The following is an 11,392-nucleotide window of genomic DNA, read 5'->3' on the forward strand; positions in this document are numbered from 1 at the left end:
CTGGCGCGCCGACCGGACCTGGAGACGTTGCGCGACGATCCGGTTTATGCCGGCTTCGTCCTGCCCGGCTGGCGCGCGGATCGGGAACGGGCGGAGGCCGAGGCGCAGGCCAAACGCGAGGCAGTGAACCGGGCCAACGCCGAGGCGCGGCGGGCTGATGCCGAGGCGCAGCGGGCCGAGACCGAAGCGCAGGCCAAGCGCGAGGCCGTGGACCGGGCCGAGGCCGAGGCGCAGCGGGCCGAGGCCGAGGCGCAGCGGGCGGTCGAGCAAACCCGGCGGGCCGACGCCGAGGCCCAGGCACGGCAGCGCCTGGAGCACGAGCTGTCGGCACTGCGGGCACGCCTAGTGCAAGGTCAGTCCGACAGCTGAGCCGCGCCAAACCGTCACGCCCGCCTGTTCCCGGCGTCCAGCCGGCGACCCGACGGATGGCCTTAAGCCGGGGCGGTGCGGTTCGTGCCTCACCGCACCGACGCACCATCCGTCCTGAGGCGATGGAACACGAACGCGCAACCATGCCAGGGTCTGCCCGGACCTGATCAACCCTTTCTCGTTCCCACGCTCCAGCGTGGGAATGCCGTCCGGCCGCTCCAGCGGCCAGTAGCACCGCGCGACGGTTTCCGCACCCGTGCCCTGCTCCCGTCACCGCGGTGTGGCGGTCGGCCCTGGCTCCGACCGCAGCGAACCGCGCAGATCCAGATCCATCTCATCCGCGAGGAAGGCGGGGTCGCGGATCTCAGCGAGCGGCGGCAGGTCGTTGAGTGAACGCAGGCTGAAATAATCCAGGAACTTGCGCGTGGTGGCGAAGAGCGCCGGCCGGCCGGGACAGTCACGGTGCCCGACGATCCGAATCCACTCGCGCTCGGTGAGCGTCTTGATGATCGCCGTGGTGACCGCCACACCGCGGATGTCCTCGATCTCGCCGCGGGTGATGGGCTGCCGGTAGGCGATCAGGGCCAGGGTCTCCAGCAAGGCGCGCGAGTAGCGGGCCGGCCGCTCGTCCCACAACCGGCCCACCCAGGGGGCAACCAGCGCCCGCACCTGAACACGCCAGCCGCCGGCGACCGCCGCGATCTCGATCCCCCGTCCGACATAGTCGGCGGCCAGGGTCTCGATGGCCGCCAGCAGCGCACCGCGCTCCGGACGCTCCTCCTCCGCGAAGAGTTCCTGGAGTTGTTCCAGCGTCAAAGGCCCGCCCGCGGCGAACAAGGCCCCCTCGATAATCGTTTTCAGACTCGGCGTACTCATCGGCTGATAGCGCGATGCGCCGCAACAGCGTCCTTGGTTGCGTTCATCCGCGGACTATTCTTCTTCTTGATCCGACGGATCGCCACCCGCCCGCGCCTCGCGCAGCCGCACGTGAATGGGGGCGAAGGGCTCCAACTGAACCAGTTCCAGGGTCGCCGAGCGGATCAGCTCCAGGATCGCAAGAAAGCTGACGACCACTCCGGCACGCCCCTCGGTGAGGTCGAAGAGCGCGGTGAAGTTGACGAACTGCCCGCCGCACAACCGATCCAGCACCATCGACATGCGCTCCCGCAGTGACAGCGATTCCTTCTCCACCCGGTGGCTGGTAAAGAGGTCCGCGCGCGCCAGGACATCGCGCAACGCCATCAGCAACTCCCGTAAGTCCACCGGCGGCGGGATGCGCGTGAGGTGCCCCGCCGGCAGATGCGCATGCACGGCAAAGAGATCGCGCTCCAGGCGCGGGAGGGCGTCCAGGTCCAGGGCCGCCTGCTTGAAACGCTCGTACTCCATCAGCCGGCGAATCAACTCGGCACGCGGGTCGTCCTCCTCTTCGGCGAGCGACTCCGGCCGCGGCAGCAGCATCCGCGACTTGATCTCGGCGAGCATGGCGGCCATCACCAGATATTCCGCGGCCAACTCCAGCTTGAGCCCCTGCATCAGATCGATGTACTCGATGTACTGATCGGTAATGACGGCGATCGGGATATCCAGAATATCCAGGTTCTGCCTTTTGATGAGGTACAGCAGCAGATCGAGTGGGCCCTCGAAGGTATCGAGGAAGACTTCCAGCGCATCCGGCGGGATATAGAGATCCAGCGGCAGGGTCAGATAGGGCGCCCCCTGCACCAGGGCGAAGGGCAGCTCCTGCTGCGCGCTGCCCATTGGCCTCACAGCATGACCAGCGACATGGCGTGCCGGACCTCCTCCATGGTTTCCCGGGCAACCGCCCGCGCCCGCTCGCAACCATCGTTGAGCACATTACGCACCAGTTCCGGCTGGGCCGTGTACTCACGCACCCGTTCGCGCATCGGGGCCAACTCCGCCAGGACGGCGTCGATGATCGGGCGCTTGCAGTCGAGACAGCCGATCCCGGCAGTGCGACAGCCCTGCTGCACCCACTCGCGTACCTCCTCGTTGGAATACACGAGATGAAACTGCCACACCGGACATTTCTCCGGGTCGCCGGGGTCGGTGCGACGCACCCGCGCCGGGTCGGTCGGCATGGTACGCAGCGCCTTTTCCACGTCGGTCGGCTCATCGCGCAGCGCGATGGTATTGCCATAGGACTTGGACATCTTCTGACCATCCAATCCCGGCATCTTGGAGGCCTTGGTGAGCAGGGGTGTGGGCTCGGGGAGAATGACCCGGCCGCCGCCTTCGAGGAAGCCGAACAGGCGCTCGCGATCCGCCACGGTCAGGTTGGCCTGACCCTCGAGCAGCGCCCGCGCCACGGCAAGAGCCTCACCGTCACCCTGCTCCTGATAGGCCCGCTTGAGCTGGTCGAACAGCTTGGCGTTTTTCTTGCCCATCTTGCGCTTGGCCTCTTCAGCCTTCTCCTCGAAGCCCAACTCACGACCGTAGATATGATTGAAACGCCGGGCGATTTCTCGGGTCAGCTCGACATGAGCCACCTGATCCTCGCCCACCGGCACTTGTCCTGCCTTGTAAATCAATATATCCGCCGACTGCAGCAGGGGGTAACCGAGGAAGCCGTAGGTGGCCAGGTCTTTCTCTTTGAGCCGCTCCTGCTGATCCTTGTAGCTCGGCACCCGCTCCAGCCAGCCGAGCGGTGTGATCATGGACAGCAACAGGTGCAGCTCGGCGTGCTCCGGCACCCGCGACTGGACGAACAGGGTCGCTGAACCGGGATTGATGCCCGCCGCCAGCCAGTCGATCACCATCTCGCGGATGCTCTCCGGGATTTGCGTCGGGTTGTCGTAATGGGTGGTCAGGGCGTGCCAGTCGGCGACGAAGAAAAAGCACTCGTACTCATGCTGGAGTGCCAGCCAGTTCTTCAGCACCCCGTGGTAGTGGCCCAGGTGCAGACGGCCAGTCGGGCGCATACCGGAAAGCACGCGGGCGTGCGTTGCAGAGACGGAAGTCACGTCAGGAGCCTCGGTTCAAACAAAGAACAGTTCTTTCACGATTCCGGCGCCCGGCAGCCACTCCAGGGTGCCGAGCACCAGCGGCAGGAGCAGACCGCCCAACAGGCCGGTCGCCAGCAGTGCGATCAGAATCAGCAGCCCGAAGGGTTCGAGCCGGGAGTAATAACGGGCCGCCATCGGCGGCAAGAGCGCGTTGAGCACCCGCCCGCCGTCCAGCGGCAGTAGCGGTAACAGATTGAGCACCATCAGAAAGACGTTGATAAGCACCCCGGCGGCGCCCATGTAGATCAGCGGCAGCGCCACCCACTGGCTGGTCGCCCAGAGCAGCAGACCGCCCTGAATCGCCAGTCCCCACGCCAAGGCCATCGCAAGATTGGAGGCCGGTCCGGCCACCGCGACCAGTGCCATGTCACGCCGCGGATGATGCAGGTTGCGCTGATTCACCGGTACCGGCTTGGCCCAGCCGAACAGAATCCCGGCGAAAAGGAAGGAGAGCGCCGGCACCAGGACGGTACCGATCGGGTCGATGTGCTTGAGCGGATTAAAGGTGACGCGCCCGAGCATCAGCGCGGTGTGGTCACCCAGGCGGTTGGCCACCCACCCGTGCGCGGCCTCGTGGACGGTAATCGCGAGCACCACCGGCAGGGCGAGCACCGCGAGCAACTGGATCTGGTTCAGAGTTTCCATCGCGGCATTATACGGGGATGCCGCAAATTCCTCGACGCGTATTCCGACCCATTCATTCCTGAAACACCGAGGGATCGCCCTTGCCGACCCGGATCAACTGCGGCGGCTCACTGATCATGTCCACCACGGTGGTGGGATCGAGCCCGCAGAAACCGCCGTCGATGATCAGATCCACTTGTTTGTCCAGCAGTTCGCGCATCTCCTCGGGGTCGGTGAGCGGATGCTCCGCCGCGGGCAGGATCAGGGTCGTGCTCAAGATCGGCTGATCCAGCTCCGCCAGCAGGGCCCGGCAGATCTCATTGTCCGGGACCCGGATGCCGATCGCCTTGCGCTTGGGGTGGAGCATCCGGCGCGGCACCTGTTTGGTCGCCTCATGGATGAAGGTGTAGGGCCCGGGCGTGAGTGACTTCAACTGCCGAAAGGCCCGGTTGTCGATCTTGGCATAGGTCGTGATCTCGGATAAGTCCCTACAAACCAAGGTAAAATGGTGTTTCTCATCGACCTGGCGGATACGGCGGATACGCTCCATCGCATCCTTTTCACCGAGCTGGCAGCCCAGCGCATAGGAGGAGTCGGTCGGATAGATGATGACCCCGCCGGCAAGCAGAATCTCGACGCAGCGGCGCACCAGGCGCGCCTGGGGATTGACGGGGTGAATCTGAAAAAATTGAGCCATAACCTGCTACTGCCGAAATCCTGGGGAATCATCCTGTGGCGGCTGCTGCCCGCCCGCCGGCGGCAACGATCGCCTGTACGACCGGCCAGTCGTGCCAGATCGGCGTACAACCCTCGGGCAAATCAGGGAGGCGGCCGAGATCGATCCAGGGCTGACTCGACAGGGCCAATTGGGGACCGTGGAAGTCCGAACCCGCGGAGGCCAGCAGCCGCTGCTCCCCAGCATGGCGGGCAAAGTGCAGCGCATCGTCGCGACTGTGGCTGCCGCACACGACTTCCAGACCGACGCCACCCAGTTCCTTGAACTCACCAAGGAGTTTCAGCAGCTTGGTCCGGGTCAGCTTATAGCGCGCCGGATGGGCGATCACCGCCTGGCCGCCCGCGGCACGGATCCAGGTCACGGCCTGCTCCAGCGTCGCCCAGGCACCGGGGACATGCCCCGGTTTCCCATTGACCAGGAAGTGCTTGAACACCGCCCGCTCATCCGGAGCATGCCCCTGAGTCACCAGAAAGCGAGCAAAGTGGGTACGGCCGATCAAGCGGCCGCTGGACAGCCCCTTGGCCCCTTCATAGGCGCCCGCGATCCCCTTGTCGGCCAGCCGCCGGCCGATCTCCACGGCCCGCCAGTCGCGATATTCGAGGATTCCCGCCAGCGCCTTGCGCAACGCGGCATCGGCCGGGTCGATGCCAAGCCCGACGACGTGGATGGTCCGTTCGCTCCAGGTGACCGAGACTTCGACCCCGGGAACAAAGGCGACACCCTGGGCGCGGGCGGCAGCGGCGGCCTGATCGAGCCCCTCGACGGTATCGTGGTCGGTCAGGGCCAGCACCGCGACCGCGGCCGCCGCGGCGCGCGCCACCAGCGCGTCCGGGGTCAGGGTACCGTCCGAGGCCGTGGAGTGGGTGTGCAGGTCGATCTTGGTGTTCATGGCGGCTATTGTACAGGGATGGCCGCGACCACAACCCTCCTAATCGACTCGGACTTCACGCGCGACGCGCGCCGGCGGCGGTCAGCCGTCCACCGGTGAACCTGATGCGCGGGGAAGACACCGACCCGGCTGGTTGCTATCATCACTGGTATGTTACCCCCGGTCGACATCCATCACATCAGCCACGAACTCGCCCACCTGGGTGAGCATCTCCAGCGCGCCTATGACGAGCGGCCAGGCGCGCTCGACTTCGGCCCGCGCTTCTTGCTGGACGGTCTCGGCGACCTGCTGGATACCTTAAGCGATACGGCAGCCAACACCCCCGCCGAATCCGCCCGCGCCCTGCGCGCCGCAACCGGCGGTACGCCCGATGCCCTGCTCTCCCACGGGCTCGACCTGCTCGCCCAACTCGCCGACCAGGCTGAACATCTGAACCTGCCGCGCACGGCCAGCGGGCTGGAGCGTCTGAGCCTGGCCTTGACCTGCTGGATGCTGCGCCTGGGGGCTGAGCTGGATCGCCCGGAATTCGTGGTCAACGCCACCGCCGGGCTGGCCAACACCCTGCACGCGACCGAAGACCTGGCGGGTCTGTACGCGCTGATGACTGAACTGGTCGAGGGCATGAGCCCGGCGCGCATTCAGGAGCCGGGTAACCTCCCCAGCCGTCCATGGCGGATTCTGCTGCTCAATCGGGCCATCGTCGCCACCCGCAGCCAACGACCGGCCCTCATGGTCGCCGCCTTCGACTCCCTGGTCGAGCACCTGCCGGAAGACGCCCCCGACTTTTTCCGCGAGGGCATGGGCCAAATGGAGACCCTGCGGTATCCGGCGCCGGTCCGCGAACTGATGCAGCGCTACTACGACCGCTGGTGCACCGGCCAACGGCTGCACTGACGCCCTCCCCCCGCCATGGGCGGGGAGCTGGAAGACTGAAGGCCGCCACGCAAACAGTGGCTCAACCCGATGATTCGTCGATTGGAGTGCTCGACTGATGGCAACCGTAATCCCGGAACATCCAACGTCGGCCGACCCCCTGTCAACTTTGCAGTGCGATCGGCCGCCGATCGGCGCCTGAGGCGATTCCCGTCACATCGACATGGACTCACCCGCCGCGCGGCCTGACCCTGCTGCAGCCCTCGGACCCTGGGGCACGGAACTGTGCCAGGCGCGCGACGACAGCGCGGCGCTGGCAATCGGTCTGTTCACGTCGGCCGGCGAGCCCATCTATCTCAATCGCGGCATGACCCTGGTGCTCGGCGGTGACACCCCCGACCGGGCGCGTCGCGACTATCTGATCAACCCCGGTTTCGCCGCGCTGTGCGCACCGGCCGCGGAGGACGGTCTGGTCTACGCGGGTTGGCTAACCCTGGGTGACGGCGATCGGCTCAGCCGTTCGCTGCGCGCTCGGGCCTACCGGCGGGACGGCCAACTCCTGATCGTCGGTGAATACGACGTGGCCGAACTCGATCGACTGGAGCGCGACCTGTCCAGTTCGAATCAGCATATCAATAACCTGCAACGCGACCTCATCAATAGGAATGCCCATCTGACCCGGCAACTGGCCGAGGTCGAAGACCAGCTCAAAACCCTGCGCGACAGTGAGCGGCGCTTTCGGCGCATCGTCGAGCACATCGCCGACCCGGTCATGGTCACCGGCCTCAATGCCGAAATCCGCGCGGTCAACCCCGCATTCACGCGCATCACCGGCTTTGAGAGCAGTGAGATCCTGGGTCGCACCCCGCGGATGCTGTCCTCGGACCGCCACCCGCCGGAGTTCTATACCAAGATGCGGCGGCAACTCGAGGACACCGGCCGCTGGCACGGCAACATCTGGAATCGACGCAAGAACGGCGAGGTGTATGTGCAGCGGCTGGCCATCTCACAGCTGCGCGACAGCGCCGACGAGGGACTCTATGTCGCCGTCTACAACGATATCGACCAGGAAATCCGCGCGCTGGAACGGGCGCAGTTCCAAGCGCAGCATGACGCGCTCACCGGGTTGCCCAATCGCGTCCTGCTCTCCGACCGGCTCTCCGAGGCACTGCTGTTCGCCCGTCACCGCAACGCGTTGGTGGGGGTGCTGTTCATCGATCTCGACCGTTTCAAACCGATCAACGACACCCATGGACACGCGATGGGCGACAGCGTCCTGCAGTGCGTTGCCCAGCGCCTGCGGCACAGCGTGCGCGAGACCGACACCGTGGCACGCTTGGGGGGCGACGAGTTCATCGTGGTGCTGCGCGAGATCCTGGCACCCGAGGGCGCCGCCCTGGTCGCGCGCAAGATCGCGCACAGTATCGAGTCCCCCATCCGCATCGGCGAGACTTGCCTGCAGGTGGGCGCCAGCATCGGGATCGCGATCGGTCCCGAGGGCGACGAGACCGCCGCCGATCTGCTGCAACGGGCCGACACCGCGATGTACGCCATCAAACGCGGCCACGGCGACCCGGCCGGTCGCCGCGGCGACGCCGATGAATGTGCCGGTGGGCTTTGATCCGGCCCGACGCCCCTTATCTCAAAGCCACCGTGTGGCCAACCGGCCGCGTCCTTTTCCGGAGCCACCCGTGCCGCCAGAGACCCTGACCCGCATCGAGATCAGTAAGGAGTACCTGAACTTCAGCGCCGGGCATTTCACCATCTTCTCGGCCACCGAGCGGGAGAACCTGCATGGTCATAACTTCCAGGTCCGCTGCGCGGTCTCGGCCGCCGTCGGCGCGGACGGCCTGGCCTTCGACTATGTGCTGCTCAAGCGCGTGCTGCGCGAACTCTGCGACGCGCTGGACGAGCGCGTATTGCTGCCGGAACAATCGCCTTACCTGACCCTGGAACACCGCGACGGCATGGTGATCGCGCTGTTCGCGCAGGAACCGATCCCCTTCCTGGCGCGCGACTGTTTGCCGTTGCCGATCCGCAATGTCACCATTGAAGAGCTGGCCGGCCTGCTGCTCAGCCGCCTGCGCGCCCGACCCGAACTGCCGCCCTGGGCCATCCGCGCCATGGAGATCGGCGTCTCCTCCGGCTCCGGTCAATGGGCCTTTTCACACTGGGAGGCTGTATGAACCGCTTGATCGTCACCGGCGCGTCCTCCGGGATCGGGCTCGCCATCGCCCGGCGTTTCCGGCGCGACGACTGGAGCGTGATCAACATCGCACGTCGCCCCTGCCCCGAACCGGGCGTCATCAACATCCCCTGCGATCTGGCGCAGCCGGGTGCCGCCGATGGACTAGCCGACGCCCTGTCGCCCTGGCTGCTGGACAGACCGCGCCTGTGTCTCGTCCACAACGCCTCGATCATGCAGTCAAACCGGGTCGACACCCTGGGCAGTGCGGACTTGCGGGCCACGCTGGAACTCAATCTGGTCGCCCCGAATGCCATCAATCGGATGGTGATCCCGCACCTGTCGGCAGGTTCCAGCATCCTCTACATCGGCAGCACCCTGGCCGAAAAAGCGGTTCCGGGCGTGGCCGGCTATGTCATCGCCAAGCACGGCCTGGTCGGCATGATGCGCGCCACCTGCCAGGATCTGGCCGGGCGGGGCATCCATACCTGCATGATCTGCCCGGGGTTCACCGATACCGAGCAGTTGCGAAGCCTCATCGGCGACAATGCCGGAACCCTGGCCGCCATCACCGCCCTATCGGCCTTCGACCGGCTGATCGCGCCTGAAGAGATCGCCGATGCGGTCGCCTTCGCGGCCGCCGCGCCGGTGCTCAACGGCGCCCTGATCCACGCCAACCTGGGGCAGCGGGAACGATGACCGCGGCGGCAACCCGCCCGACCGGTCCGGCCGCGGCCCGCGTCATCTGTGTGAGCGGCGGCAGTTCCGGAATCGGTGCCGCCCTGGTCGCCGCCTTCCTCGACGCCGGGGACCGGGTCTACACCTTCGGACGCAGCCCCGCCGACCGGACAACGGCGCGGCATCCGCAGGCCGCGGCCCGCGGCGACTTGCAGGTTCTGGTCGGCGACGTCACCGACGCCGCGTTCCGCCGGGAGTTGGCGCAGCGCATCGACGCCGACTGCGGACAGCTCGATTGCCTGATCAACAATGCCGGCGTGATCCGCGGCGGCGGCACCCTGGAGGAGAGTGTCGAGGACTGGCGCGCGACCCTGGAGACCAACCTGATCGCACCCTTTGCGCTGACCCAGTCCTGCGCACCGCTGCTGCGGCGCAGCCCGGCGCCGGTGGTCATCAACATCTCATCGGCCTGTGCCCAGCACCCCTTCGCCACCTGCACCTCCACCTGTTACTCGGTCAGCAAGGCCGGACTCGACATGCTGACCCGCCGCCTCGCCCTGGGCCTGGGGCCGGAAGGGATTCGGGTCAACGGCGTCGCCCCCGGTGTCGTGCCCTCGCCGATGTGGGGTGACGCGACCGAATTGATCGAGGCCCTCGTCGAGCGGCGGCATGTGCTCAAACAGCAGATCGTCGAACCGCAGGACGTGGCCCGCGCCGTGCTCTTCCTCGCCTCCGATCAGGCGCGCTTGATCACCGGGACCATTCTCAATGTGGATGCGGGTTATACCCTCGGTTGATTATAAGACGAGCGGGAAGCGGCAGAGGGCGTGCCTTCACCGTCCCAGTCGTTGTCGTTGTCGTTGTCGTAATCGAGCTCATGAAACTCGCGGAAACGCTCTCGCTCCGCGCCGATTCGCAGCCTTGCTCATCGCTCCGGCCCCGAGACAACCGGAGGTCAAGGCTTTACCGTGAAAGTCGCGCAGCGGCCCCGTGGGAGCGGCGTCCCGCCGCGATGGGGTCGGGCGCGAAACCGCAGCGTTCGAGGTCACCGCAGCACCGCATCGCGGCGGGACGCCGCTCCCACGGGGGAACGACAACGATCGTATTCGTCTTTTCGTATATTACAAACTATTGACTTATCAGGACAGAACCTTTGCCCCACCTTCTCCTCGCCGTCAGCGCTCATGGCTACGGCCACCTGGCCCAATCCGCGCCGGTCATCGAGGCCCTGACCCGGCGCATACCCGGTCTCAAGGTCACGCTCCAGGGCGAGATCGACCCCGAGTTCGCCCGTCACCGACTGCCCGCGGGATTCACTCATCTCCAGGAAGCGACCGACCCGGTGCTCCTCATGGACGGGCCGTTGATCACCCGGTGGGCGGAAAGCCTGGTGGAATACAGCCGTTTCGAGGCCGAATACGACCGGCATCTCGATCACCAAATGCACCGCCTGCGCCGTCTGGCGCCGGACCTGGTGCTCGCCGACATCCCCTGGCTGCCGTTGGACGCCGCGCGGCGGTTAGGCATCCCGGCCATCGGGCTCTGCTCGCTCTCCTGGTACGACATCCTGCGCGAATGCCCGGTCCGGGAACAGGTTCCGACGACACTGTTGGAGCGGATGCGGCGCATCTACAGCGCGGCGGATCTGTTCATCCGCCCCGCCCCCGCCATGCCCATGGACTGGCTGCCCAACGCCCGCGACGTGGGACCCATCGCCCATTGCCGCCCGAACCAGAGCGCCAAACTGCGCGAGCACCTGGGTATCCCCGCCGACCGGCCGCTGGCCCTGATGCAGTTCGGCGGGTTCGCCGGTTTCGATCCCCTGGCGGAGTGGCCGGAGCAGGATCAGGTCCACTGGGTGGTGCGCGATCTCGGGGGGCGAGCCCGCGGTGATGCCTCCGGCCTATCCGACCATGGACTCGACCTGCTCGACCTGCTCGGTTCATTCGACCTGATACTGACCAAGCCTGGATATGGGTCCTATACCGAAGCGGCCTGCAATGGCCTGCCGGTTC

Annotated in this window: 12 protein-coding genes and 1 pseudogene; 7 read left to right on the forward strand and 6 right to left on the reverse strand. The window is 66.4% G+C overall.

Features of this window, described 5'->3' with window-relative positions:
• Positions 1-369 (forward strand): annotated as a pseudogene (locus tag A39O_RS31750) (Uma2 family endonuclease); the annotation flags it as partial.
• A gap of 270 nt (positions 370-639) precedes the next feature.
• On the opposite strand, the gene scpB reads toward A39O_RS31750, so the two are convergent.
• The 6 genes from scpB to A39O_RS0103045 are packed head-to-tail and all read right to left on the reverse strand — an operon-like array spanning position 640 to position 5,641.
• Positions 640-1,245: an SMC-Scp complex subunit ScpB gene (gene scpB / locus A39O_RS31755; RefSeq protein WP_020503238.1), complete on the reverse strand. Its 606-nt coding sequence runs from the start codon at positions 1,243-1,245 to the stop codon at positions 640-642.
• Between the two features lie 54 nt (positions 1,246-1,299).
• Positions 1,300-2,127, reverse strand: a complete 828-nt coding sequence (locus A39O_RS0103025) for a segregation and condensation protein A (RefSeq protein ID WP_020503239.1) — start codon at positions 2,125-2,127, stop codon at positions 1,300-1,302.
• A 5-nt stretch (positions 2,128-2,132) separates the two neighbouring features.
• Complete coding sequence (locus A39O_RS0103030) at positions 2,133-3,350, reverse strand: tryptophan--tRNA ligase (RefSeq protein ID WP_026199121.1); 1,218 nt, start codon at positions 3,348-3,350, stop codon at positions 2,133-2,135.
• 15 nt (positions 3,351-3,365) lie between these two features.
• Positions 3,366-4,037, reverse strand: a complete 672-nt coding sequence (locus A39O_RS0103035) for a site-2 protease family protein (RefSeq protein ID WP_020503241.1) — start codon at positions 4,035-4,037, stop codon at positions 3,366-3,368.
• 52 nt (positions 4,038-4,089) lie between these two features.
• Positions 4,090-4,713 carry an L-threonylcarbamoyladenylate synthase gene (locus A39O_RS0103040; protein WP_020503242.1) on the reverse strand — a complete coding sequence of 208 codons (624 nt, stop codon included), beginning with the start codon at positions 4,711-4,713 and terminating at the stop codon, positions 4,090-4,092.
• Between the two features lie 28 nt (positions 4,714-4,741).
• Positions 4,742-5,641, reverse strand: coding sequence for a PHP domain-containing protein (locus A39O_RS0103045; RefSeq protein WP_020503243.1), 900 nt, complete (start codon positions 5,639-5,641; stop codon positions 4,742-4,744).
• Between the two features lie 150 nt (positions 5,642-5,791).
• On the opposite strand from A39O_RS0103045, the gene A39O_RS0103050 reads away from it, so the two are divergent.
• The 6 genes from A39O_RS0103050 to A39O_RS0103075 form a co-directional block, all read left to right on the forward strand.
• Positions 5,792-6,535: a hypothetical protein gene (locus A39O_RS0103050; RefSeq protein ID WP_020503244.1), complete on the forward strand. Its 744-nt coding sequence runs from the start codon at positions 5,792-5,794 to the stop codon at positions 6,533-6,535.
• Between the two features lie 202 nt (positions 6,536-6,737).
• A complete protein-coding gene (locus tag A39O_RS31760) occupies positions 6,738-8,135 on the forward strand; it encodes a sensor domain-containing diguanylate cyclase (RefSeq protein ID WP_020503245.1) in 1,398 nt (465 codons plus the stop codon).
• A 70-nt stretch (positions 8,136-8,205) separates the two neighbouring features.
• Positions 8,206-8,700: a 6-pyruvoyl trahydropterin synthase family protein gene (locus A39O_RS0103060; protein ID WP_026199122.1), complete on the forward strand. Its 495-nt coding sequence runs from the start codon at positions 8,206-8,208 to the stop codon at positions 8,698-8,700.
• On the forward strand, positions 8,697-9,398 hold the full coding sequence (locus A39O_RS0103065; protein WP_020503247.1) for an SDR family NAD(P)-dependent oxidoreductase: 702 nt from the start codon (positions 8,697-8,699) through the stop codon (positions 9,396-9,398). The genes A39O_RS0103060 and A39O_RS0103065 overlap by 4 nt, the downstream gene beginning before the upstream one ends.
• The gene (locus tag A39O_RS0103070; RefSeq protein WP_020503248.1) at positions 9,395-10,174 is read left to right on the forward strand and encodes an SDR family NAD(P)-dependent oxidoreductase; all 780 of its coding nucleotides are present in this window, start codon (positions 9,395-9,397) and stop codon (positions 10,172-10,174) included. Before A39O_RS0103065 ends, A39O_RS0103070 begins: the two co-directional genes overlap by 4 nt.
• A 356-nt stretch (positions 10,175-10,530) precedes the next feature.
• A partial coding sequence (locus A39O_RS0103075) for a glycosyltransferase family protein (protein WP_020503249.1) occupies positions 10,531-11,392 on the forward strand: 862 nt, incomplete at its 3' end.

The sequence above is a fragment of the Lamprocystis purpurea DSM 4197 genome, assembly GCF_000379525.1.
Taxonomy (GTDB): Bacteria; Pseudomonadota; Gammaproteobacteria; order Chromatiales; family Chromatiaceae; genus Thiodictyon; species Thiodictyon purpureum.